This is a genomic window from Paraburkholderia azotifigens (assembly GCF_007995085.1).
GTDB classification, from domain to species: Bacteria; Pseudomonadota; Gammaproteobacteria; order Burkholderiales; family Burkholderiaceae; genus Paraburkholderia; species Paraburkholderia azotifigens.
Map to the genome: position 1 here is coordinate 992,511 of NZ_VOQS01000005.1, position 23,412 is coordinate 1,015,922.

The 23,412-nt window shown below is 62.9% G+C and carries 19 protein-coding genes; 9 read left to right on the forward strand and 10 right to left on the reverse strand.

The genetic code is table 11. The features are described 5' to 3' along the window. The first annotated feature begins 992 nt into the window (after nucleotides 1-992). The 4 genes from FRZ40_RS36450 to FRZ40_RS36465 all read left to right on the forward strand — a co-directional run bounded on the left by FRZ40_RS36450 (nucleotide 993) and on the right by FRZ40_RS36465 (nucleotide 5,754). Nucleotides 993-1,241, forward strand: coding sequence for a hypothetical protein (locus FRZ40_RS36450; RefSeq protein WP_147237420.1), 249 nt, complete (start codon nucleotides 993-995; stop codon nucleotides 1,239-1,241). 342 nt (nucleotides 1,242-1,583) lie between these two features. After that, nucleotides 1,584-1,793 (forward strand): hypothetical protein, encoded by a 210-nt coding sequence (locus FRZ40_RS36455; RefSeq protein WP_035540961.1) that lies wholly within the window; start codon nucleotides 1,584-1,586, stop codon nucleotides 1,791-1,793. A gap of 110 nt (nucleotides 1,794-1,903) precedes the next feature. Further along, the gene (locus tag FRZ40_RS36460) at nucleotides 1,904-2,647 is read left to right on the forward strand and encodes a hypothetical protein (RefSeq protein ID WP_338048193.1); all 744 of its coding nucleotides are present in this window, start codon (nucleotides 1,904-1,906) and stop codon (nucleotides 2,645-2,647) included. Nucleotides 2,648-3,000: 353 nt separating this feature from the next. Further along, nucleotides 3,001-5,754, forward strand: coding sequence for a putative bifunctional diguanylate cyclase/phosphodiesterase (locus FRZ40_RS36465; RefSeq protein WP_147237421.1), 2,754 nt, complete (start codon nucleotides 3,001-3,003; stop codon nucleotides 5,752-5,754). A gap of 116 nt (nucleotides 5,755-5,870) precedes the next feature. On the opposite strand, the gene FRZ40_RS36470 is transcribed toward FRZ40_RS36465, so the two are convergent. The 3 genes from FRZ40_RS36470 to rbsK all read right to left on the reverse strand — a co-directional run bounded on the left by FRZ40_RS36470 (nucleotide 5,871) and on the right by rbsK (nucleotide 9,236). Beyond that, nucleotides 5,871-6,824, reverse strand: a complete 954-nt coding sequence (locus FRZ40_RS36470) for a dihydrodipicolinate synthase family protein (protein ID WP_147237422.1) — start codon at nucleotides 6,822-6,824, stop codon at nucleotides 5,871-5,873. 61 nt (nucleotides 6,825-6,885) lie between these two features. Then, nucleotides 6,886-8,208 carry an MFS transporter gene (locus FRZ40_RS36475; protein ID WP_147237423.1) on the reverse strand — a complete coding sequence of 441 codons (1,323 nt, stop codon included), beginning with the start codon at nucleotides 8,206-8,208 and terminating at the stop codon, nucleotides 6,886-6,888. Between the two features lie 89 nt (nucleotides 8,209-8,297). Further along, nucleotides 8,298-9,236, reverse strand: a complete 939-nt coding sequence (gene rbsK / locus FRZ40_RS36480) for a ribokinase (RefSeq protein ID WP_147237424.1) — start codon at nucleotides 9,234-9,236, stop codon at nucleotides 8,298-8,300. A 396-nt stretch (nucleotides 9,237-9,632) separates the two neighbouring features. Here rbsK and FRZ40_RS36485 point away from each other — a divergent pair, with 396 nt between their 5' ends. Genes FRZ40_RS36485 through FRZ40_RS36495 form a run of 3 tightly spaced genes read left to right on the forward strand, consistent with a single transcriptional unit; the run spans nucleotide 9,633 to nucleotide 12,066 of the window. Further along, on the forward strand, nucleotides 9,633-10,712 hold the full coding sequence (locus FRZ40_RS36485) for a LacI family DNA-binding transcriptional regulator (protein ID WP_193567062.1): 1,080 nt from the start codon (nucleotides 9,633-9,635) through the stop codon (nucleotides 10,710-10,712). After that, nucleotides 10,708-11,730 (forward strand): response regulator, encoded by a 1,023-nt coding sequence (locus FRZ40_RS46080; RefSeq protein WP_338048207.1) that lies wholly within the window; start codon nucleotides 10,708-10,710, stop codon nucleotides 11,728-11,730. Before FRZ40_RS36485 ends, FRZ40_RS46080 begins: the two co-directional genes overlap by 5 nt. A 42-nt stretch (nucleotides 11,731-11,772) precedes the next feature. Continuing rightward, entirely contained in the window at nucleotides 11,773-12,066 is a 294-nt protein-coding gene (locus FRZ40_RS36495) for a PAS domain-containing protein (protein WP_147237425.1), read from the forward strand. A gap of 40 nt (nucleotides 12,067-12,106) precedes the next feature. Here FRZ40_RS36495 and FRZ40_RS36500 read toward each other — a convergent pair whose 3' ends face one another. The 5 genes from FRZ40_RS36500 to FRZ40_RS36520 all read right to left on the reverse strand — a co-directional run bounded on the left by FRZ40_RS36500 (nucleotide 12,107) and on the right by FRZ40_RS36520 (nucleotide 18,338). Beyond that, nucleotides 12,107-13,177: an ABC transporter ATP-binding protein gene (locus FRZ40_RS36500; protein ID WP_147237426.1), complete on the reverse strand. Its 1,071-nt coding sequence runs from the start codon at nucleotides 13,175-13,177 to the stop codon at nucleotides 12,107-12,109. A gap of 37 nt (nucleotides 13,178-13,214) precedes the next feature. Beyond that, on the reverse strand, nucleotides 13,215-14,057 hold the full coding sequence (locus FRZ40_RS36505) for an ABC transporter permease (protein ID WP_147237427.1): 843 nt from the start codon (nucleotides 14,055-14,057) through the stop codon (nucleotides 13,215-13,217). Next, entirely contained in the window at nucleotides 14,054-14,977 is a 924-nt protein-coding gene (locus tag FRZ40_RS36510) for an ABC transporter permease (protein WP_028364099.1), read from the reverse strand. The genes FRZ40_RS36505 and FRZ40_RS36510 overlap by 4 nt, the downstream gene beginning before the upstream one ends. Nucleotides 14,978-14,982: 5 nt before the next feature. Continuing rightward, the gene (locus FRZ40_RS36515; protein WP_028364100.1) at nucleotides 14,983-16,080 is read right to left on the reverse strand and encodes an ABC transporter substrate-binding protein; all 1,098 of its coding nucleotides are present in this window, start codon (nucleotides 16,078-16,080) and stop codon (nucleotides 14,983-14,985) included. A 563-nt stretch (nucleotides 16,081-16,643) separates the two neighbouring features. Beyond that, a complete protein-coding gene (locus tag FRZ40_RS36520; RefSeq protein ID WP_205019833.1) occupies nucleotides 16,644-18,338 on the reverse strand; it encodes a 5-guanidino-2-oxopentanoate decarboxylase in 1,695 nt (564 codons plus the stop codon). Between the two features lie 508 nt (nucleotides 18,339-18,846). Between FRZ40_RS36520 and FRZ40_RS36525 the strand changes: the two genes are divergently transcribed. Both FRZ40_RS36525 and FRZ40_RS36530 read left to right on the forward strand, forming a co-directional pair. Then, nucleotides 18,847-19,833, forward strand: coding sequence for an alpha/beta fold hydrolase (locus tag FRZ40_RS36525; protein ID WP_147237428.1), 987 nt, complete (start codon nucleotides 18,847-18,849; stop codon nucleotides 19,831-19,833). Between the two features lie 91 nt (nucleotides 19,834-19,924). Further along, nucleotides 19,925-20,599 carry a glutathione S-transferase family protein gene (locus FRZ40_RS36530; protein WP_028364103.1) on the forward strand — a complete coding sequence of 225 codons (675 nt, stop codon included), beginning with the start codon at nucleotides 19,925-19,927 and terminating at the stop codon, nucleotides 20,597-20,599. A 78-nt stretch (nucleotides 20,600-20,677) separates the two neighbouring features. On the opposite strand, the gene acpA is transcribed toward FRZ40_RS36530, so the two are convergent. Then, complete coding sequence (gene acpA / locus FRZ40_RS36535; RefSeq protein ID WP_051446216.1) at nucleotides 20,678-22,423, reverse strand: acid phosphatase; 1,746 nt, start codon at nucleotides 22,421-22,423, stop codon at nucleotides 20,678-20,680. 791 nt (nucleotides 22,424-23,214) lie between these two features. Continuing rightward, nucleotides 23,215-23,352 carry a hypothetical protein gene (locus FRZ40_RS44225; protein ID WP_155995363.1) on the reverse strand — a complete coding sequence of 46 codons (138 nt, stop codon included), beginning with the start codon at nucleotides 23,350-23,352 and terminating at the stop codon, nucleotides 23,215-23,217. Nucleotides 23,353-23,412 lie beyond the last annotated feature (60 nt).

A 23,412-nucleotide genomic window follows, 5' to 3' on the forward strand; every position in this document is an offset into this window, starting at 1 on the left:
AGGGAGGGCAAGTCACGTAGCACGTCGACTACGAGATAAACACGGTATCGTCGCGGACCTGATAGATGATCCGGTTCTTGCCGGAAAGGGCCTGCCCGAAACCGTCCTCGAAGGTGCGCACCGTCGAGCTTTCATCAGAATCCCGACGGCTTCCTAACCTCGGCGGAATCGGTGTTTGAGCGTTTGACGAGCGTCTGAGCTTCCGTGCTGCTCGAATCGATTGATAGCGCGTTACTGGCACTTTCCCAGACGCACTGACGACGCTCCTGTCCTACACAACTGCGTGCCGCCTTCAATGCCGCGTCGCGAGCCCTTTCCCGCGAAACCAGATCCTGCTTCAGCAAGAGTGCATCGCGATTGTCCGGCTGCAGCGAAAGCGCCCAATAAACCCCTGATCGGGCTGTATGCAAGTCATTTCTGTTGAGACCGTCGCGCGCTCGCGCAAGCGCAAGTGACATCAACCTATGGGGTTTGTCTCCATATCCCCTGTCACTCGATGTCGAACTTTGCGATGGTAATTCTCCATTCTGCGAACCAGAGAACGACGACTGTGCCGGTTGCGGTGCTACGTTGAAAGCAGTCGAAGCAGGTATCGCTGACGAAGCGACAGTCGCGGGCCCGACATCGGCTGTCATTGGCGTACTTCGCCCAGGCGGGTTCGATAGACTCGTATCGTTCGACCTCACGATCCCTTGCACGGTGCTTGATTTCGCGCGTAGTTCGCGTATGTGAGAATCGTCAGACCGCCGCAAAAGTAACGTTCCTCCGACGAGCATGACGATCGCGAGCGACATCAGCGTCGCGCCCCTCTTTAAGCCCCGGCCACTCGCCGCGCGACCACCGAATGCGAGCCGTGCAGGCGATCCGCAGTGGGGACAAAAAGAAACCAGCCCCGACACGCTGCCGCCGCAGCGCGCACAGGTTGTAGAAAAAATCGGGCCACGAGCGGCTTGATCGCTCACTATTAAACTCCTGCGCCTTGGGGACGTGATATGTCAGACCTGAAAAATGTGCGGGATGTGATGGACACAGGTAATTGCTTCCTGGACGACGCAGTCGAAGCGCTGGTTCAATATCAAGCAGCGCCGGCCCATCGTCAACCCCGCATCGTATATTCGAATCGTCGGATATCGCCCTTCATTATCAATTTGCGCAACGCAGGGCGAGAAAATCACGAACGACAGGTCAGTCTCAACATCAGGCAACGCATCACCAGCGTCCAGCTTTTCTATTGTTATTGATTAGCATAACTATGGATATTTTCATCGGCTAGACAGGGGATTGTTTCCTGCAACCTCATTCGTCTAACAGGCATGTCGCCAGTTGATTGAGCCGCCCAATCGCTCATCGGTTGTGAGACGACAGCAAGCGACGGATTGTGATCCCCTGACTGAATGTGGTCCGTCGAACGCACGGACATGCAGCAAGCAACCGCTTCGCCAACCGAACGATGCAAGGGTTCCGTTAGCGAGCGGCGGCTCATGGCAGCGGGCTTTTTCCTGAGTCGGGAGTGACAGTCCCTGGAATAGAGGCTCACGGTTGACAGTCATACAGAGCAAGACTCAACGAAATTGGAGCTTGCGATGAACCTCCTCGAAATCGCTCGTGAATCAGGCATGGCGGTGATCCTTGACGGCAGGATTGGACGCGAGGAATACCAGAGCGTATGCGGTTCGCTCGCAGCGCTCGAGCGGTTCGCCGACGCGCTGCGCATTGTGACGGCAAGCGAAAACGCCACGCGAAGCGATCGCGACAACGGGGACACCGCCCTCGCCCACCCAAGGCGTCGTTGACGTCGACCTGAAAGCGGGAGCTGGCGGACCGACGCGCCGCTCGAACGCTGCACTTCAGCGGTGACGATGCGATATCGAAGGAAACAGGTGTCAGGGGGAATGAGATGCGGTTGAATCCACATGCTCTGCAGCGAGGTTCGGGCATCGTGCTGCTGGCGTACATTTCCCTCCATCTGGTCAATCACGCGCTCGGAGTCTGGTCACTGGATCTCGCAGAACGCGGACTCACGCTGGCCATGCTGGTGTGGCACAGCGTGCCAGGCACGGTCCTGCTCTACGGTTCCGTCGGCGTACATTTAACCTTGGCGTTACGCACCCTATACAACCGTCGTCACTGGGCGCTGCCCCTGAGCGAATGGATCCGCCTCTGGGCTGGCCTGAGCCTGCCGCTGCTGTTGATCCGCCATGCGGTAGGCACCCGGCTCGCTGCCTCGCTCTATGGCTTCGAACCGAACTACGAGCGGGTCATCGTGTCGCTGCTCCTCAGTGGAACGCAGGGCTTGCAGATCGCACTGCTTGCGCCAGGCTGGGTGCATGGTTGCCTCGGCTTGTGGCTTGGTTTGCGTAACTATGCGCCCGTATATCGCGCAAAAACGGTGCTGGTTGCTGTGTTTGTGATTTTGCCCCTGTTGTCAGCGGCGGGTTTCTTTCAGATGAAGCGTGCGCTTATCGCAGCCGGTTTAACCGCGCTTGCACCCGATGCGACTCTGGTCCGACATCGAGCCGCGCTGGACGGTTGGCGCCATGATCTCCTGATTGCCTATCTGTTGCTGATTTTCACCGCCTTCGCGGCAGGTCAGCTGCGAAACGGTTTCTACAAACGTGTATCCCGCAAGACAGCCGGCGATGCTTGAGGTGCGCAGAATTGAGTGCCTCTTGCTCTAATCTGACGAATGAGGCCCGCAAAGCGAGCTTCTCGAGCAGCACGAAGCACCCGAGGTCGCGGCGACAGGCGGCCAGCCAACCGCATTTCGCACACCATTAGCGTAAACACCGATAAAACGTGTATTTGGAACGCCCGTTATTCAAGGTGCGAAGCTCGATCGCCGACCTGCTCTTCCTGTCTCATGGCAACGCTCCTGTCTGCATCCGGGCCCATCGTGGCACCCCGATCTCATTGAGCACCGACGCAGATTCTCCGTGACCGCCTTTCTTGTCCGGAGTGCCTTTGCGTGAGATGCGATGTACATAAGAGCTTTCCATCCCAATGGACGCAGTAGGAACTCATATTCAAGCGGCGCCGACGCTGAGCCGGCATGTCGCCAGGACGGCGGCCATCGCGGTGGCCGCCGCGCTCGTCGTTTGCCTCGCCGTCAGCGCAACGATCGGCGCAAGCTTTTCGCGAGGCGAGGATGACCAGAGGCTTCGTAGCGCACTCGCAGTGACCTCGGAACTCGAAACCCTGCTCACGCTTCACGCCGCAGCGAACACCGACTTCCTGGAGGGCGTCGGCGTAGCGGGATACAGTTCCCGAGGATGGCCGATCAGGCGCGCCGCCGCCGTCGCGGGCACGTACGACCGGCTGGAGCACGACCTTGCGGGAGGCGCGGACGCGCTGAAGAAGCTGCGCCAGTTGCGTCGGCTGAGCACGGCATGGCCGCAGGAACTCGATACCGCCGCGCGCAATCTCGCGCTTGCCAATGCGGGTGACATCGTCCAGCCGATGCTCCTCCAGCACGCAAACAAAACGCTCAGTTCCATCATGACGCTCATCTCGGACCTGAGGAGCGAGGAGCGCGAACAGATCGCGGATATGCAGTTTCGCGCGCAGGGGCAACTGGTCCGGCAACGAATTTCGCTGGCCGTCGCATCGGCGGCAGGCGCGCTGCTGTTGCTGTTCGCGCTATTCACCCGTCAGCGCGCCTCGCTCACAAAGATCAGGTCGCAAATCGTGGCCGGCGAGGCGCAACGGCGCTTTCGCGAATACTTCGAACAGCATCCTGTCTCGATGCTGATTTTCGATGTGCACTCGTATGAAATCCTGACCGCCAACGCGGCCGCCCAGCGTCAATACGGCGCCACGCTGGAGCAACTGCGCACGCTGCCCGCCGATCAGCTCCGTCCGGCCGCCGACGTCGAAGAATTTCGCCGCGATATTCAAGCGCATCTCGAGTCGGGCACTCGAGGCGGCGCGGCTGGCGTTCGCCGGCACCGCCGCGCCGATGGCGAGATCTTCTATGTGGACGTCACGTATCACCTGCTCGATTTTGCTGGACACGAAGCATGCTTCGTCACGGCCCATGACGTCACCGCACACGAACAGGCAAAGGAAAGCCTGCGCGTCCGCAGCCGGGCGCTCGATGCTTCAAAGAACGCCGTGATCATCTCGGGCAAGATCGACGGCAACAGCACGATCACGTATGTCAACGCGGCCTTCGAACGCATCACGGGACGTTCCGCGCAGGAGGCGATCGGCGCGGAACTGTGGAACCTGATCGGCTGCGATATTTCCACGCCCGATGCGCGCTCGATGCGCATGGCCATGCGCGCGGAATCCGAAGGTGCGAGCCTGCTCCAATGCCGCAGGCGCGACGGTTCCGTCTACTGGATCGATTTGCATGTCGCGCCCGTTCTCGACGGACAGGATCGTCCGACGCACTTCGTGACCGTGTTCAGCGACGTATCCGAACGCGTTCTCTATCAGGAACAACTGCGCACGCAGGCACACGAGGACGCGCTGACGCGTCTGCCGAACCGGCTGGGTTTGAAGGCGACGCTCACGGGCATGATCGAGCGCGCCGTCTCCGAAGGCAACAGGCTGGCCCTCGTCTTTCTCGACCTCGACAACTTCAAGGAAGTCAACGATACGCTCGGACACACGGCCGGCGATCAGGTGTTGTGCGAAGTGGCGCGGCGTCTGTCGGGAGCCGTATCGCGCCAGGAACTCGTCGTCCGCTATGCGGGCGACGAGTTCGTCGCAGCGCTGTACGGACGGGGCGACGTCGATAGCTTCATGGCTGCAGCAACAGCGATGAAAGAGGCCCTGACGCACGGGCTCACCGTCGGAAACCGGCTGATCGTGCCTCAGGCAAGCGTCGGCGTCGCGGTCTTCCCCGATCACTCCAGAGACCCCGATACGCTGCTCAAGTACGCCGACGCCGCGATGTACCGCGCAAAATCGGCGGGACCGAACAGCATTCTGTTGTTCAACCATGAAATCGCCGTACAGGACAACCGGCGCGCAACGCTGGCGCAGGCACTGAGACACGCCGTGGCCTCCGACGCCTTCTCGCTCGCCTACCAGCCGCGCGTCAATCCCGCGACGGGCACGCCGAGCGGCTTCGAAGCGCTCGTGCGCTGGCAGGACCCGGAACACGGGGACGTCAGTCCGTCGGTGTTCGTTCCCATCGCCGAGGAAACGGGTCTCATCGTTCAGATCGGCCAGTGGGTGCTCGAGCACGCCTGCCGCCAGACGAAGGCATGGGCGAGCCAGCATCCCGACATCGTGGTCTCCGTGAACGTATCGCCCGTGCAATTCGAACGCTCCGACCTGCCCGCCATGATCGCCGCTACGCTGGAGCGCACAGCTGTCAGCGCACGCAATATCGAACTGGAGATCACCGAAGGGGTGCTGATGGCGCCCGGGTCGCTGGTGACCTTGCGCGCGCTGCGAGAGATGGGCCTGTCGATCGCAATCGACGACTTCGGTACGGGCTATTCGAGCCTCGGGTATATCCGGAGTTTCCTTGCGGATCGGCTCAAGCTGGACATGTCGTTTGTTCGCGGCATCGGACGCTCGCACGCGGACGAAGTCATCGTCAAGGCCGTGCTGGCGATGGGCCGCACGCTCGGTATGCGCGTCGTCGCCGAAGGCGTCGAAACACCCGTGCAACTCGAATTCCTGCTCAGCAACGGATGTGACGAAGTGCAAGGTTACTGGTTCGCTCGCCCGATGAATGCAGCAGCAGCGCACGCGTATCTGCTGCACGGCACAGCGCAGGAATCGACACGCGTCACGTAAATGACGCGACGTCCTTCGCCTCTATCGTGCTTCTCCTCAAAGCATCGTGATCACGGCAGAGGCTCCATCGTCTGGACCACTGCTCCGACGATCGCACTCAAGCCGCAGCGCAAGACTCAGAGCGCCGCGATGCGCTCCCGGAAACGCTCGGTTCCCGCGACGATCTTGTCCAGCACGGCATCGAGCGCCCAGAACCGCTCCCGCACGTCATAGTCGATCACACGGCAGCGGATCGAATCGAATGTGCCGATACGCTGGTGGTACATCTTCGCGAGCGCCGGATAACCGAGCACTTCGGACACGGCCGCGACGACGAGGAACGTCGACAGTTCTTCGGCCAGCACGGAATCTTCAGCGCTCCGGCTGCGCAGCCATTGATACAGATCGGGGTGGAAGTTCGTGAACACACCGTTGAAGCCGGCCGAGCCCGCTTTCATCGCATCCCACGCGATCGCCGCGTTCGCGTTGAGAATTTTCAGCGGCGAGCCTTGCGCCAGCGCGACGCGACGCTTCACGGTCGCGAGATCGCAGCTCACGTCCTTGAGCATCACGAAGCGGCCGGTATCGATACAGGCCTTCAGTTCGTCATCCGTGAGCAGACGTCGATACGGCGCGGGACATTCATACAAGCCCAGCGGTATGTCCGACGGCAGTTTCGACAAGAGCCGGTTCAAGCTCGCGAGAAACGTCTGCGAACCTTCGCGTTTCGGGTCGAGGTGATTCGTCACCAGCACGACGCCCTGCGCACCCGAATCCGCCGCAACGCACAGCTCTTCGGCCTGCGCATCGAGATCGTCGCTGATATGACCGGATGCGACGACGGGCACTCGCCCCGCCACTTTCTCGACGACGAAGCGCGCCAGCGCGCCGCGCTCGGCGAGACTCAGAAACTGCATCTCGCTCGACTGCGCGACCGCGAAAAGCGCATCCGAGCCTTTCGCCAGATACCACTCGATCAGCCTTTCGAGACCCGCGTAGTCGATCGTTCCGTCGTCATGGAACGGCGTCAGCATCACGGGCACGATGCCCTCGACCGGGCCATTCGTTTTCGTTTTCGCTTTCTCGTTCATTGTGTTTGCCTTTTCCTTGAATAGCCGATTGCACGTCACGGACGGGCTCGCCGGATTGTCCTCACACAGGCAGCCCGGCGGCCGCGCTCGACGTGTCATGCTCGGGAATGGGTTTCTTGACCAGCAGCAGATAGGCCATCGCGCCGACGAACGCGATACCCGCAGCCGTCAGCAGCGCGGGAACGAACGACGTCGCCTGAGCGATGAAGCCTGTCACGATCGGCGCGAGCGCACCGCCCAGGAATCCGCCGAAGTTCTGCATCGCGCCCAGCGATGCGATCCGGCTGGGAGGCGCGGCCGCCGTCGCCAGTGCCCACGATGCGGCGGACGCCGCATTCGCCAGAAAGATCACGACGGAGATGCACGCGATTGCGATCGTATTGCTCTGCACGAGCGCGGCGGGAATCGTGAACGCGACCATGCCGAGCATCGCGACCACGACGGCATTGCGGCGGCTCACGACGGGCGAACTGCTGCGCTTCGTGATCAGATCGGAGAACCAGCCCGCGAGCAGCGCACCGACGAAGCCGCACAGGAACGGCACCGACGCGGCAACGCCCGTGCGCGCGAGGCTCATATGACGCTCCATCGTCAGATAGCCGGGCAGCCACGTCAGATAGACCCAGTTCAGGTACACGGAACCGAAGAAGCCGATCAGCATGCCCCACGTCGTGCCGTAAGAAAACAACGCGCGCCATTCCGCGAACGTGAGCTTGGGCGCGGGGCCGTCCGCCCGTTCGGCACCTGCGTCGAGATAATCGCGCTCTTCGCGGCTCAGCGCCTGCGCGTTGGGATCGCGATACAGCGCGAACCACACGGCGGCGACCACGAGACCGAGCGCGCCCGTCACGACGAACGCCCAGCGCCAGTTGAACGCGACGATCAGCACCGACAGGCATAGCGGCGCGAGCGCGCTGCCGAGCGGCGATGCCGAGTTGAAGATGCCCGTCGGCGTGCCGCGCGACTTCAGCGGAAACCAGTTGCTCACGACACGCGCCGCCGACGGAAACTGCGGCGCCTCGCCGATACCCAGCACGATACGCGCAAGCACGAAGAAGCCGAACGTCGACACGAGGCCGCCCGCGATCTGCGCGAACGACCACACGATGAGCCCCGCGCCCAGCAAGCGGCGCGGCCCGATCCGGTCGACGAGACCGCCCACGGGCAACTGGCACAGCGCATAGCTCCACGAGAACGCCGACAGCAGCAGTCCCATCTGCCCCAGCGAAAGACCGAGGTCTTCGCGGATCAACTGGTTCGCAACCGCGAGCGTGCCGCGGTCCAGATAGTTGACGATACCGCTCACCATCAGCAGCGTAAGCGCGATGGTCTGCGCGCGTCGGATGCGCGGCGGCGCGCTCGGGCGTTCAGAGGTTGTGTTCACGTTTGCTGTCTCCGTCTGTTGTAGGAATGCTGTCGTTATTCACTGCCTGCCGGGCTGGCTCATTTCAATGCGGGGCGTCGAGGCCTGCATCAAACCTCGCTGATGCTGTCTTCTTCCAGTTCCGCAAGAAACGGAATGGACGGCTGCGCACCGGCGCGCGTCACGCTTGCCGCGGCCGCGCGCTGAGCGAAAGCAATCGACTGCTGCATCGATGCGCCGCTCGCGCGCACGACGGCAAAACCACCGGCAAAAGTGTCGCCCGCCGCCGTCGTATCGACGACGCGCACGACGGGCGCCGCCATATAGCCGCTGCCCTGCGCGCCGGCCCAGATCGCGCCTTGTGCGCCCAGTGTGACGATTACGTTGCGCACGCCCTTGCCGAGCAAGGCATCGGCAGCGAAGCGGGCGCACGGCACACCGCTCACATGGAGGCCCGTGAGCAGCGCGGCTTCCGTTTCGTTGACCAGCAAATAGTCGATCTGTCGATACAGCGTGTCGGGCAAGGGCTGGGCGGGCGCCGGGTTGAGCAGGACAGGCGTGCCGTTGCGCGCGGCAATGTTGATTGCGTGCGCGATGGTCGCAAGCGGCACTTCCAGCTGACCGATCAGCATGTCGGCGCGCGCGATCAGGTCGGCAGCGGCATCGACATGCGCGGTGCTGACGCAGGCATTCGCACCCGGCGCAACGACGATGCTGTTCGCGCCGTCGCGGCCCACCGTAATCGAGGCGATACCGCTCGGCTGGCTCGCGATCGTATGCACGTGAGCACCGTCGATGCGCTCGCGGTGCAACGCGTCACGCAGCGACGCCCCGAATGCATCGCCGCCGACGCAGCCGACCATCGCGACGGTCCCGCCGACACGTGCCGCGGCGACAGCCTGATTCGCGCCTTTACCTCCGTTGACCGTCTCGAAGCGCTCGCCGAGCAGCGTCTCGCCTCGCAAAGGCAAACGCGACGCATGGACCACGAGATCCATATTGGCGCTTCCGACAACGACGATCAGGGGTGCAACGGCTGATGAACTCATGGTGGAGGCGATAGTTTTCAATTGGCGGGCGAGACGTTGGCTGGCAGGCTCGGTCGCCCCTTATGTTAGCGCTTACATTTTGTCTGGATCGTAGTGATAACGGATGCGTTCAATGCCAATATCACATGCGTTTCTCGTTAATTACAAATCACGGACAGCTCAGACACGCCATGTTAGCGCTTACATTTTCGACCGAGTTGCGCGAAAATTGCAAGCGAGATAACGCGGGTCGAGGGTAAACGCGCGGTCTCCTTGCCTCGACCGTTCATCGGAGACACGAGGACGATTAGCCACCGCGCTCCCAGCCGGGCGGTTGCAAGCGCGAGCGCGTCGCCCTGTAAGATGGCGGCGACACGAGCCGCCCGCAGCATTTCATATCGGACAGACATAACGACCATGAGCAGTTCACACGAGCCCGCGACACCCGATATGCCCGCCGCGCGCACGCGCCGCAACAGCGGACGTGCCGTGCTTGGCGATGTGGCGCGGCTCGCGGGCGTGTCGACAGCCACGGTATCGCGGGTCTACAACGAGCCGGACAAGGTCTCTCCGAGTGTGCGCGAACGCGTGCTGCAGGCGGCGACCACACTCAACTGGATTCCGAACGCGGCGGGCCGCGCGCTCGCATCGACGCGCACCCACATCGCCGGCGCAATCATTCCGACACTCGACGATCAGGTGTTCGCGTCGCAAGTCGCCGGCATGCAGGCGATATTCGCCAGCCGTGGCATCACGCTGTTTCTCGGCTGTTCGAACTACGATCCGGCGCAGGCATTGACCCAGGTGCGGGCGATGCTCGCGCGCGGCGTCGAGGTGATTGCGATCGTCGGCGAAGCGCATCCGCCTGAACTCTTCGACGCGCTCAGACAAGCGCGCGTGCCATACACGATTACCTACGCGTATCGCGAAGGCAGTCCGCATCACTGCATCGGCTTCGACAATTGCGCGGCGTATATCGAGATCGCCGAGCACCTGATCGGCCTGGGACATCGCACGTTTGCCGCCATCATTCAACCCGTGCGTGACAACGACCGCGTTCAGGCGCGTGTGACGGGTATCCGGGAAGCGTTGGCACGGCATGGCATTGCGGTGCGCCCGTCACATATGCATGAAGGGCCGGCGACGATTGCATTCGGGCGCGAAAGCTTGCGTGCAATCTGGCAGGGAGCGGACGAGCGCCCGACTGCGATTATTTGCGGCAACGATCAACTGGCGATTGGCGTGCTTCTGGAAGCGGCGGAGCTGGGGATCAAGGTGCCGCAGCAACTATCGGTAACGGGTTTCGACGATGTCGCCATCGCACAGCAGATTCATCCTTCGCTCACGACGGTGCGCGTCGACACTGCGGAAATCGGCCGGCGCGCGGCGCAGTATCTGCTCGATGTGCTCGATGGGAAAGAAAACACGGAGTCCGGCGTCGTGCAACCCGTGCTGATGATCAGGGAATCGACGGCGCGGGCAAGCAAGGCGGATTGAACGAGTCCAGCAACCATACGATCGGCACAGGTCGTGTAACCGTCCGACACTCAGGCGCCCGTGTCGCGCGCATCCGCCCGGTCTCGCGCTCGTCGACATCATGATGCCGGGCATGGACGGGCTCGAACTGCTGCGCGCGATACGAGCCGATTCCCACACGCGCCACATTCCGATCATCCTGCTGTCGGCTCGCGCGGGAGAGGAGTCGAGGGTCGAAGGCCTCGACGCGGGCGCCGGCGACTACCTCGTCAAACCGTTCGCAGCGCGCGAACTGCGAGCGCGGGTGAACGCGCATGCGAACCTGGCCGACGAGCGCCGTCGTGCGACGGAGGAGCTCAACGCACGCTTTGGCGACCTGCAGCGCGCGAATGCGGACATTCGCGACGCGCGGCGCGCGACGCTCAACGTGCTGGAAGATGCCGTCGAGGCACGCAGCCGGGCGGAACAGCTATACGACGAACTGCGCGAGCAAAACAAATGGATCATCGGTCAGCGCGAGGCGCTGGAAGCAGCTGTGAACGGCGAAGCGCTCGTGACCTCTCTGGGCATCCTCGCGCGCGTCGCTACCGCTTCTCTGGGGGAAGGCACGCGTGCCGCCTTCTACCTCGCCGACGAGACGGGCAAGGTGCTGCATCACATCGTCGGCATGAACGCCGAATATGCTGCGGCTGTCGACGGCTTCGCGATCGGACCGGAATCGCTGGCGTGCGGCCTGGCTACGCATACGGGCGAGGCCGTCATCACCGTCGACGTGCGCGACGATCCGCGTTGGGCGCGTTGGCGATGGCTCGCCGAGCGCTTCGGCTATCGCGGCTGCTGGAGCTTTCCCATCAACAGTTCGGCGGGGGCGTTCATCGGCACGCTTGCGCTCTATCATCCACAGCCTCACGACATGACGGGACGCAACCGGCAACTCGCCGCATTGCTGACGAGTACCGCGGCCATCGTGATATCCCGTCATAACGAAGCGGAAACCCGCAAGCTCGCAGAGACGGCGTTTCGCCGCAGCGAACGGTAACTGCGCGCGTATCTGGCCGGGAGCTTCGATGTCGTCTACCGCATGAGCGCCGACTGGCGTGTGATGTGGCATCCCGAAGGCAAGGCGCTGATCCCCGACACCTCAGAGCCCAGCCATACGTGGCTCAATCAATATATCCATCCCGACGACCGGCAAAGTGTGATGGAGAGGATCGACCGCGCGATACGGAACAAGTCGGTGTTCGAGCTCGAGCAACGCGTCGTTCGCGCCGACGGCTCGCCTGGACGGGTGTTCTCCCGTGCGATCCCGGTGTTCGACGAGCACGGCGAAATCGCCGAGTGGATTGGCACTGCTACCGAAGTCAAATCGACATGACGTTCGCCGGATGACGGGAATCGGGCCGGACAAAAGAAATTCAATGTTCCGTGCGCGCCGCAATGAGCTTGCACGCATGGGCCGGCAATTCCGCGAACACGGGCATACCCGTCCGAAGGTCGGGCGTCTCGCGCGGCGTGGTGGCCGCCGTGAGCGTGAAGCCGTCGCAGTCGATCGTGGCCTCGATCGATGCCCCGACGTCCCGCACGAAGGTCACCTTGCCCGGCAAGGCGTTCTGGCCGGGGGGCACGGTCGCGTGCCTGATACACACGTCCTCGGGGCGGATCAGCAGCCGGATGTCGCCCGGCGCATCGGGGGTTCGCATCGCCGCGTTCACGGCGATCGACTGGCCGCCGGGCAGCGCGATCATGTCGCCGCGGAAGGTGACGGGAAGGATGTTGCCGAGCCCGATGAAGTCCGCGACGAACTCGTTGACAGGATCACGGTAGATATCGAGCGGCTTGCCGACTTGCGCGATGCGGCCTTTTTCCATCACGACGATTTCGTCGGCCATCGTCATCGCCTCGCGCTGGTCGTGCGTGACCATGATCGTCGTGATGCCGAGGCGCTGTTGCAGCAGGCGGATTTCGACCTGCATCGCTTCGCGCAGCTTCGCGTCGAGCGCGGACAGCGGCTCGTCGAGAAGCAGCAGCTTCGGCGAGGAGGCAATCGCCCGTGCGATCGCGACGCGCTGCCGCTGCCCGCCCGACAGTTGCGTGACCTTGCGATCCGCCATGTGCGGCAGCTGGATCAGCTCGAGCAGATCGGCCACACGCCTCGCCCGTGCGCTCCCGTCGACGCGGCGCAGACGCAGCGGATAAGCCACGTTTTCCGCTACGGTCATGTGCGGAAACAGCGCCAGCGACTGAAACACCATGCCGAAGTCGCGGCGGTTGGCGGGCACGTGCGTCAGATCGCGGCCCGCGAACGTCACCGTGCCCGACGTGGGGGTTTCGAGACCGGCAATGATCCGCATCAACGTCGTCTTGCCGCAGCCGGACGGTCCGAGGAAGCAGACGAGCTTTCCGTCCGGCACGGTCAGGTCGACGTGGTCGACTGCGTGCGTGGCGTTGAAGCGCTTGGTGATGGACTGAAGTGTGAGATGAGTCATGGCAGATCCCAATGCCTCCGTTATGCCGGGGCGACAGTTACAGTGCGACGCCTTCATCGCCGACCAGCCTTTCGAGCAGCCAGATCAAGGCGAAGTCAACCAGCACGATGAAAACGGCAAACGAGAACACGGTCGGGTCGAGTGACGACACCGTGCGGCTGTAGAGCCAGACGGGCAGCGTCATCGTATTGATGGTGTAAAGAAAGAACGTCACCGTGAATTCGTTGAATGAGATGATGAACGCGAACAGCATGCCGGCGAGGATGCCCGGCCGCATCAACGGCAACACCACATCGATGACCGCGCGCCAGGGGCTCGCGCCCATCAGGCAGGCTGCTTCCTCGAACTCGGGACCGATCGAGGCAACCGATGCCGCGCAGTTCTTCACCGTGAACGGCAACGCCAGAATCACATGCGCGACCACGAGGCGAAGCATGCCGAGCTCCCCGGGAAGCAGGTTGAACACCAGCAGCAGCGACAGACCGAGCATCACGAGCGGATACACCAGCGGCAGCGCGACGAGCTGTTCGATGATGGCCTTGCCGCGGAACCGGTAGCGCGACAGCGCATAGGCGGCAGGCGCCGACACGGCGGTGGCGATCACCATCGTCGCTACGGCGACTATGAGGCTCGTCGTCAACGCCGTGCCCATCGATAGCGCGTCGCTCGCGTCCGGCGACACGAACGTGCGCCACGCGGCGCGATACCAGTGCAAGCCGAAGCTCTGCGGCGGGAATTCGAGCGTGTCCGAATTGCCGAACGACATGGTGATCATCGTCAGGATCGGCAGCGCGGCGAGAAACAGCACGATCATCGCGAGCAGACCCGTCGTGCGGCTCAGGCGGCCCGGCATGGCCGACGGGGGGCGCAGGGTAATCATGGGCGGGACTCCTCCTTGTGCTTCGTGCCGCTCGCAAGCCGCTGCGAAAGTGCCATCACGGTGAGCGTCGCGACCATCAGCACGACGCCGGATGACGCGGCAGCAGGCCAGTTGAGCAGCGGCGCCACCTGGTCGTGAACCAGGACCGCAAGCATCGGCACGCGTCGGCCGCCCAGCAGCAGCGGCACGGCAAATGCGCTCGCGTTGTAGGCGAAGACCAGCAGCGCGCCCGAAACGAGCCCCGGCATCGCGAGCGGCAACATCACGTGGCGCAGCGTTTGCCAACGGGTCGCGCCAAGCGTCGCAGCCGCTTCTTCATAGGAGCGCGACACCGCGCGCATCGCACTCGATATCGGCAGCACCGCCAGCGGGAACGCCGTCTGGATCAGACCGAGCAGCACGCCGTTCTCGCGGTAGAGCCACTGCAGCGGGCGCTGGATGAAACCGCTGCCGAGCAGCGCATGATTGAGCAGGCCCGCCGGCCCGAGGATCACGAGCCAGCCGTAGCCCTGCAACAGCAGGTTCACGAGCAGCGGCAAGAGCACGCCCGCGAGCAGCAGCCGGCGCGCGAGCCTCGACTCGGTGCGCGCCATCGCGAGCGCCACGGGAATCGCGAGCAGGACGGCGCAGATCATGCTCTGGAACGCGAGTCGAAGCGTCAGCCACAGCGAGTGAAGAAAGTACCCGTCGACGAGATCTGCGTAGTTCCGGAGCGTGAGCGCATGCCACTCGTCGCCCGATACCCCGAAGCTCATCCGCAGCACCGCAAACGATGCCGCGATGAGCACGGCGAGGAAAACCAGGATCGGCGCGAGCAGCAGCAGCGGCGGCACGCGGGGCAACGCCGGCGCATCGTTGCATCGCGCAGCATCGGATGCGGCTGCCGCTGTCCCCACACGGCGGGAAGAAAGCGCTGACATGACCGTCAAGCCGAGAAGATCTCGGTATAACGCTTGATCCATGCCGCCTGCACGAGCGCGAGCGCCTTGTCGTCGTGCAATACTGCCTTCTCGGCGATCTGCTGAGGCGAAGGTACGAATGGACGGCTCTCGGCGGGTATCAGCGCTTTCGAGTTCACCGGACCGTTCAATACGTCGGCAGCCATGCGGCCTTGCACCCCGGCATCGAGCGTGTGGTTGATGAACGCGTGAATCAGGTCGATGTCGCCCGGATGCGCCTTTGGAATCACTGAAAACATCAACTGCGTCGCGAAGCCTTCCTTCATGCCGTACGTGACGCCCATCTTGTACTCGGGCTTCCTGATCTGATCAGGGAAGAATGCCGGCGAATAGATGCCGCCGATATCGAGCGAACCCGTGCGGAACAGGTCTGCAACCTGATTCGGATTTTCGCCGAGTGTCATCACCCGCTCTTTTAACTCCGTCAGCTTCCTGAACCCCGGCTCGATGTTCTGCTGCGAGCCGCCCGCCAGCTTCGCGGCGATGATGGCGAGATCGACTGCCTCGGCCCACTCGGGCGGCGGCAGGAACAGACGCCCTGCATATTTCGGGTCCCACAGCGCTTCGTATGAGGCGGGTGCCGCCTTCACAGTCGACGTGTTGTAGATGAGGCCGTCGGACCACAGCAGATAACCAATGCCGAAGCCGTTTGCGCCCGTGCGGTATTGCGGCGCGACGTCCTTGAGGTTCGGCAGCTTGTCGAGATCCGGCCTGGCCAGCAGCCCCGCTTCGCCAAGACCTGCGGCGCCGACGCCGGCAAGTGTGATCACGTCGTAAGTCGGACGGGCACCCGCCGCCTTCACCTTTGCGACCATGCCTGAGGTGCCGTCCGCGCGGTCGGCAATGACCTGCGCGCCGGTCTTCTGGCTGAACGTGTTGGCGATGTTGCGCAATGCCGCCGCGCCCGTATCGTCGGACCACGTGAGCAGCCGCAGCGTCTTGCCCGCGAAGCTGCGCTGCTGGGCTTTAGCGGTACTGATGAAGGGCATTGGCAGCGCGGTTGCGGCCAGTGCTGTACCAATGGTCTTGATTGCCTGCCTTCTGCTCCGCTTGAAGTCCTGCATGGTCGTCTCCTGTACGTCTCGTCGCTGTGGGGCCATCCGGCATGCGCATCGGCCGCCAGGAAGGTGAATGAACTTTAGGGGCGTCAATATCCGCCAACAATCGAAATCTCTGCATGCGGACCATGACGTGAACTCATGACCTCGGGTTTCCCCGCGATTCCTCAGGCGGTTCCCTCAGCGGTTCCCGAAGCGGTCAGGCCACGAGCGGATGCGCGGCAAGCAGCGCGCCTGCGCTGACGCCCGTTCCCGTGACGACATTCAGGACTCCCGCCCGTAAGCCTTGCCCACGTCGCCTCGCCCACGTCGCCTCGCCCACGTCGCCTCGCGCAAATCGTGCGCAGCAATTCGCGCGCAGCAGCGAAGCGCGTTGAGCGCCCTGTTGCCTTCCTGGCGCGGAACGCCTTGACGGCAGCTTGCTCGGCAAGCGTCGACTTCGGCGACCGGTTCTTCCGTCGAGGGGACGACGACCTGCAGGCGCCGTCCGTCTTCGGCATGGCGTCAGATGCCGTCGAGATAGAGCCGTGTGCGCAGCGCGCGGTCTATTTGAGGGGATTGCTGCGTCGTCATGCCGGCACCTGCGCGAACCAGTCGGCTTCGACAACTTCGATGACGGTCGGGACGTCGCGCGAGTTAGCCCGCTGCAACTCAGCGGCAAGCGACTCGCGCGTATTGACACGCCGCGCTTCACATCCAAAGCCCTTGGCGAGCTTCAGGAAGTCCGGCGTGTAGATGTCGACGCCGACGGGCGTAATGTCGCGCGCCGCCATGTACTTGCGAATCTCGCCGTAGCCGAGGTTGTTCCACAGAAGCACGATCACGGGCACCCTTGCTTCCACGGCGCTCGCGAGTTCTGGCAGCGTGAACTGGATGCCGCCGTCGCCGATCAGGCAGACCACCGGCCGCTCGAGCGCTGCGAGCTTCGCGCCGATCGCGGCGGGCAGGCCATAGCCCAGCGTGCCGTAACCCGTCGATGAATTGAACCAGCAGCGCGGAACCGGCGCGTCGTACACGAAATTGCCGGCATAGACGGGGCTCGTCGAATCTCCGGCGATGATCACACCAGGCAACGCAATGGCTATCGTGTCGATCAGCTGTTTCTGCGAGCGTGTCGGCGCATCGTATGACGCCCACACGGCAAGCCGCACCTTCTGGACGCGCGCCGCACCCCAGTCGGGCTCGCGAACAGGCGCTGGCCGTTCATGCAGCCGCACTGAGAGGCTGCTCATCGCCTGCTGTGCATCGGCGGTAATCGCCAGGTCTGCGCGAAAGTTGCGCATCAGCTGTTGCGCGTCGATATCGATGCGGATCAGCTGGCCCTTGATGACAAAGCCCTGGTCGAAGACGACGTCGTAATCCGTCTCGCCCAGTTCCGTGCCCACCGCGAGCACCACATCGGCGTCGCACACCATGGCACGTGTTTCCGGCAACGATTGCGTGGAGCCGATCAGCAGCGGATGACCGCATGGCAACAAGCCCTTCGCGTTGATCGTGAGTGCGACGGGCGCTTGCAGGCGCTCGGCGAGCTCACGCAATTCGGCTGCCGCGTGGACCGCTCCGCCGCCCGCGAGAATCAGCGGCCGTCGAGCGTCGGCGAGCAGGTCCACTGCAACGGCGAGTGCGTTCGCGCTCGCTGCGGGTCTGGCGGGCAATACGGCAGGCGCCATGTTCATGCCGTCAGCCGGCGCGACGATCACATCGAGCGGAATCTCGATATGCACGGGCCGCGGGCGGGCGCTTTCGAACACGGCGAACGCGCGGGCCAGCACCCGGGGCAACTCGGCCGCGTCGAGCAACGTGTGCGAGAACGCGGCGAGACCCGCGAACACGTCGCGCTGTGACGGCAGCTCATGCAATCGCCCATCCCCGCTTCCTAACTCGCGCCGCGCATTGACGCTCGAAATCACGAGCATCGGAATCGAGTCTGCGTAGGCCTGCCCCATCGCCGTCGCGATGTTGGTCATGCCGGGGCCGGTAATGACGAAACATACGCCGGGCTTTCCCGTGACCCGCGCATAACCGTCGGCCATGAAGCCCGCGCCCTGTTCGTGGCGCGGCGTCACGTGCTGGATCGAGGAGGCCGCAAGCCCACGATAGAGTTCGACCGTATGCACGCCCGGAATGCCGAATACGTACTCGACGCCGTAACCCTCGAGCAGGGTCACGAGCGCCTCGCCACAAGTTGGAATCTGCATGGCAGGCCGCACGGTTATCGTGGCTCCCGCTTCATCGAAACGGACAGAGGTTTCGGGATGGTTCATCGATCGTCGCGTTCCTGGTGGGTTTCGAACCCCGTGCAACGTTGCCGAAGAATGAGGCCAACGCTGCCCTGGACAGTGTCCGGGTCAGCGGGCAGCAGGTGATGCTTCAACCCGCCGTGTGTGCACGAGCGCATTCACTGAATTGATTCTCTGCGCTAGTGCGGGCTGCCAACAATCGATAAGTTTTCATAACGCGCATGACCTTCGTTCATGACGTGGCGTAAACCAGTACGCACCCCAGCTGAAGAAATCACGAAGCAAGGTCGTCGCGGATGATGGCGCATCTTCGGCAGCGAAGATTGTGTCAACGAATGCGGGACGATTCGGCGTGAAGCGATTTCGTCACGGAATCGTCGATGTTGCCGACATACCCTCTTCCTCGATAAACGTTCGATCAGATCGAACATCTTCATCGCGTCAGCCGCACGTCAATCTCCCTGCCTGTCCTTAGTATCGGTGTCGTCAGCCATCGCCGCTTGCCCTGCTCACTGGATACTCAAGGAACCCCATGAAGAACATGTTCGCATCAGCGTTCATCGCCACGTCTCTTTTCGTGGCGGGTGCAGCGCACTACGCGCACGCGGCGTCGAACGACGACAACATTCCCGCTGCCGCCCCCGCCATCGCAGCAGCAGTCGCGAAGATCGCGGACGGCAAGGCCGATGTGAACGGCGTGCGCTATCACTATCTGCTGGCGCAAGGCAAACCGGGCGCGGCCGTCGTCGTGTTGCTGCACGGCTGGGCCTCGACCTCCTACATGTGGCGATATGTGATGCCGCAACTGGTCGCGCGCGGCTATACGGTGCTGGCGCCCGATCTGCGCGGCCTGGGTGACACGTCGAAACCGGCGACCGGTTACGAAAAAGCCAATATCGCCGATGACATCCGCATGCTCGTCGCGAAGCTGAACCTCGATCCGCATATCAATCTCGTCGGTCATGACATGGGTGGGATGGTCGCCTACGCATACGCCGCGCAGCACCCCGATGAAGTGCGGACGCTCGCGATTCTCGACGTGCCGTTACCCGGGATCGAGCCGTGGGATCAGCTCATCCAGACGCCGCGCACGTGGCACTTCCGGTTCTACTCGGTTCAGGACGTACCCGAAATGCTGATTGCCGGACGCGAACTCGAGTACCTCAAGTGGTTCCACCATTCCGAGGCCGTGAACACCCGCGCGTTCAGCAACGAAGCCGAAGAAACCTACGCCCGCGAATACGCGATGCCCGGCGCACTGCGCGCTGGATTCGAGTACTACCGCGCGTTTCCTGAGGACGCGAAAGCCAACCGCGAATTTGCAAAAACGAAGCTCACGATGCCCGTGCTCGGCATCGGCGGCTCAGGGAGCTTCGGTCCGATTATCGGTGACCACTTGCGTCACGTTGCCGCTCACGTCGAAGCGTTGAATGTACAAGGCTCCGGTCACTGGGTGGCCGAAGAGCAGCCTGCCGTCGTGACGAACGCGCTTCTCAAGTTTCTGCCCCGTCCGCAATGATGTCGCCCGACCCGTGCGTACGCAAGCGGGCTCAGCCTCACTCCCCGTGAACCCGTCACCCTTCCCCCAACCTGCAATTCAAGGATCTGACATGAAGTTTTATTTTCACCCTTCGCCGAATCCGCTCAAGGCTGCACTGCTGATCGAAGAACTCGGCGTGCGCTATGAACTGATTGCCGTCGATACGTTCAAGGGCGAGCAGCATCAAGCCGCTTTCCTGGCCGTCAATCCGAACGCCAAGGTGCCTGCCATCACCGACGACGGCGTGACCGTATTCGACTCGCACGCCATCCTTCTGTACCTGGCGAACCGGCACGATCGCTTCATTGCGCGATCGCCTGCCGATCATGGAGCGATGCTGTCGTGGCTGATGTTCATCGGAACGGGGCTATCGCCGTTCTCCGGTCAGGCAGTCCATTTCCTGCACCATGCGCCGGAAGCGATCGCCTATGCGCGCAACCGCTATCTGAAGGAAGTCGAGCGTCATTACCGCGTGCTCGACGAACGGCTCGCCGTGTCCCCTTACCTCGCAGGCGACGAGTACACGATCGCGGACATGGCGCTGTGGGGTTGGGCGAGCTTCGCGGGTTACATCCTGGGCGACAAAGGCCTGACCGGCTATCCTCACGTCAAACGTCTGATCGACGAGATTGCCGCTCGCCCGGCAGCCATTCGCGCACAGGCATTGAAGAGCGGGCTCGCATTGAAGGCGGACTTCGATGAAGAGACGCGCCGCGCGCTGTTCCCGCAGAACACGCCGGCGTAATCACAAGTTAAAGCTATGTGACGCGCATCGAGGCACTCGCGAGTGCCTCGATGCGCGCCCCCGGCACACCAACGTTCGTTACGCCGACAGATTCAACGCGTTGGTCAGATCGCCCATGCCCGCCTGTCCGCGCGCGTGCATTTCGGCATCGCGGGAGCGCACGCCGTCGAGCGGTTCGAGGTCGAATACACGGGTGATCAGACGAAGGATCGAGCCCGTGTCATAGGTCGTGTGATCGACATAGCCCTTCTTCGCAAACGGCGAGACGACCAGCGCGGGAACGCGCGTACCGGGGCCCCAGCGGTCGCCCTTCGGCGGCGCGACGTGATCCCACCAGCCGCCGTTTTCATCGACGGTCACGATCACCACCATGTTTTCCCATTGCGGGCTCGCACGCAGCGCCTTCACTGCATGCACGATATGGCGGTCGCCCGACGCGACATCCGCGTAGCCCGCATGCATGTTCAGATTGCCCTGCGGCTTGTAGAACGTGACGGCCGGGAGCTTGCCGGCGCGCGCGTCGGCAAGAAAGCGGTTGGTGCTTTCGTCGTCGCCGAGGCCGCCGTCGCGCAGACGCTTCGGGCGTGCGGCCGTGCCCGGACCGAGATCGGCGAAATAGTTGAACGGCTGATGGTGATACTGGAAGTTCGGAATGACAGGCGTAGCGTTGTTCGTGTTCTTGCCGTTCATGTCGAGCGTCTGCTGGAATGCGCCTGCATACCACGCCCACTCGACGCCGCGCTTGTCCAGCTTGTCGCCAATGTGCTCGTGCGTCTGCGGCGGCACGACCTGAGCGTTGCTGTCCTGCGTGAAGTCGACCACACCATTCGCGCCGACCTTGTACGGCGTGGGCGCGAACGGCGGCATCATCGTGTTGACGGCATAGCTGACGGTACGCCCATCCGCGAGCGTTTCCGGCGGCGTGAGCGCGCTCGGACCGAACTTCGGAATACCGTCCATTGCGCTTTTCGGCGAGACGGCGAGCGGCTTCAGATTGGGATCGTCGTGGCGTCCACTGACCGTCTCGGCAATCTGGAACTTCGCGATGCTCTGCGCCGCATTCGGATACACGGGCGGCGTGGCCGCGATCAGATACTGATGGTTCAGGAACGAACCGCCGAACGCCCCCTGAAAGAAGTTATCGCACAGCACGAATTCGCTGGCGAGATCCCACAGCCGCAGGTCATAGCTGGTATTGGCGTAATGGCCCATCGTGAAGGCGGCCGAATCCGCCCACGCGACGAACATGTCGTTCTTGCCGCCGTTGATCTGCATCTGGTTCTGATAGAACACGTGCCACAAATCGTGCGTGACGAGCGAGAGCGGCAGGTTTTCGCCGCTCGGGCCTTTGAGTGCAAACGGCCCGTTCGGCAGATTGGTCTGGTATTGCAGGCCGGCTTTGTAGGCGACGCCATCCACCATTTGATCTTTCAGCAGCCAGCCGCCGGGCACTGTAGGCAACTGCCTGAGCACGGTCTCGCCGTCGCGGTCGCGCTGCGCATACTGTTCGGCCTTGACCTCGGAGAGCGGATGTTTGACGCCGGGGAAGTTGCCGAACAGATTGTTGAAGCTGCGATTCTCCGCGTAGATCACAACGACCGTCTTGACTTTGGAGCGCAGCGCGCGGTCGAACTGCGGCCCCACCGCGACGCCTGTTACGGCCGCATCGCGCGACGACGGCGTCGCGCAGGCCGCCAGTCCGCCACCCATCGCAACCGCGGCCACGCCACCGAGAAAATGGCGGCGGCCAGGGCGCTGCGGCGTTTGCGGCGTGTCGGCTTCTTCGTTGACGGGAGGCGTGGCAGGCGGTTCGCGGTCTTTCATCTGAGATCCGAAGGTGTGAGGAAGTGAATCCAGACCGGCCGGTCAAGGCGTTGCCCGCTCAGGTCGGCGGGCGGTCGCACGGTATACGGCGGTCGGGGCCATATCTTTGCGTTCGTTTCATGTCATTTCCATGACAGAGAACGAAGCGTAACAGGTCCACGGATCCGCGAGCGCATCGCCGCGCTTCAGGGAACATACCAACTCGCTCGAGCCGGTGCCCGCCGTCGTACCGCGTTACACGCTCGCGATTTCGAGGCTGTGTGTACGACGTGGTGTCGGAAATGAAATACGTGAGTCAACAGAAAAGCGCGCCTCAGTCGCAGCGCAAAGAGGCATCGATGTTGCTGAAGTCGATGAGCACGCCCGTTGAATATGCCCCTTGGCGGGGACGGGTGCTGAGTGCAGTCTGTCGCGGTGCCGGCACGATGGCCGGTTATCGGCGCGTGGTGCGCACGCTCGGGGAACGGCTCGGGCGGCAACGCATGCACCCGGTCAGGGAGCCAGTTTCGAGTTAGCTGGATCGTTGCTGATAGTGCTGATAGTGCTGATGGGCACGGCGGGCCTCGCGGGTTTGCCCGTCAGTACGCCCCACATTATCACGTCAGCCATTGCGGGCACGATGTCCGCAAGTGGACAAGGCGTTCGGGCGGCGCATGCTGATTCGGATCGGCGTTACATGGCTCGTCACGCTGACTATGACGATCGCCCGGTCGGGCACGCTGTTCCATGTTCTTGCCTGATCGATACCGTCAGGCATTCAACGATCAAGGGCGATTGCTCGCCGCGCGGCTTCAGTGCGGCCGACGATGGGATTCGGCGACGATCTCGCACACTTCGAGGTGGGTGCGCCACGCGTCGATCAGAAATTCGCGGACGCGTGCAAAGAAACCGGCTTTGACGGCGGGCGACGTGGCAGTAGCGTAGTTCATTGCAAACTCCTTCGTTAAGGGTTATTGCCTAGGTATTAACCCTATCGTACACCGTTTCAT

Bases quoted from the DNA above. Each gene is read 5' to 3' on its own strand.
- FRZ40_RS36450 (WP_147237420.1), top strand. From the start codon at position 993: ATGTCAGACCTGAAAAATGTGCGGGATGTGATGGACACAGGTAATTGC.
- FRZ40_RS36455 (WP_035540961.1), top strand. From the start codon at position 1,584: ATGAACCTCCTCGAAATCGCTCGTGAATCAGGCATGGCGGTGATCCTT.
- FRZ40_RS36465 (WP_147237421.1), top strand. From the start codon at position 3,001: ATGGACGCAGTAGGAACTCATATTCAAGCGGCGCCGACGCTGAGCCGG.
- FRZ40_RS36470 (WP_147237422.1), bottom strand. From the start codon at position 6,824: ATGAACGAGAAAGCGAAAACGAAAACGAATGGCCCGGTCGAGGGCATC.
- rbsK (WP_147237424.1), bottom strand. From the start codon at position 9,236: ATGAGTTCATCAGCCGTTGCACCCCTGATCGTCGTTGTCGGAAGCGCC.
- FRZ40_RS36485 (WP_193567062.1), top strand. From the start codon at position 9,633: ATGAGCAGTTCACACGAGCCCGCGACACCCGATATGCCCGCCGCGCGC.
- FRZ40_RS36495 (WP_147237425.1), top strand. From the start codon at position 11,773: ATGAGCGCCGACTGGCGTGTGATGTGGCATCCCGAAGGCAAGGCGCTG.
- FRZ40_RS36500 (WP_147237426.1), bottom strand. From the start codon at position 13,177: ATGACTCATCTCACACTTCAGTCCATCACCAAGCGCTTCAACGCCACG.
- FRZ40_RS36505 (WP_147237427.1), bottom strand. From the start codon at position 14,057: ATGATTACCCTGCGCCCCCCGTCGGCCATGCCGGGCCGCCTGAGCCGC.
- FRZ40_RS36510 (WP_028364099.1), bottom strand. From the start codon at position 14,977: ATGTCAGCGCTTTCTTCCCGCCGTGTGGGGACAGCGGCAGCCGCATCC.
- FRZ40_RS36515 (WP_028364100.1), bottom strand. From the start codon at position 16,080: ATGCAGGACTTCAAGCGGAGCAGAAGGCAGGCAATCAAGACCATTGGT.
- FRZ40_RS36520 (WP_205019833.1), bottom strand. From the start codon at position 18,338: ATGAACCATCCCGAAACCTCTGTCCGTTTCGATGAAGCGGGAGCCACG.
- FRZ40_RS36525 (WP_147237428.1), top strand. From the start codon at position 18,847: ATGAAGAACATGTTCGCATCAGCGTTCATCGCCACGTCTCTTTTCGTG.
- FRZ40_RS36530 (WP_028364103.1), top strand. From the start codon at position 19,925: ATGAAGTTTTATTTTCACCCTTCGCCGAATCCGCTCAAGGCTGCACTG.
- acpA (WP_051446216.1), bottom strand. From the start codon at position 22,423: ATGAAAGACCGCGAACCGCCTGCCACGCCTCCCGTCAACGAAGAAGCC.
- FRZ40_RS44225 (WP_155995363.1), bottom strand. From the start codon at position 23,352: ATGAACTACGCTACTGCCACGTCGCCCGCCGTCAAAGCCGGTTTCTTT.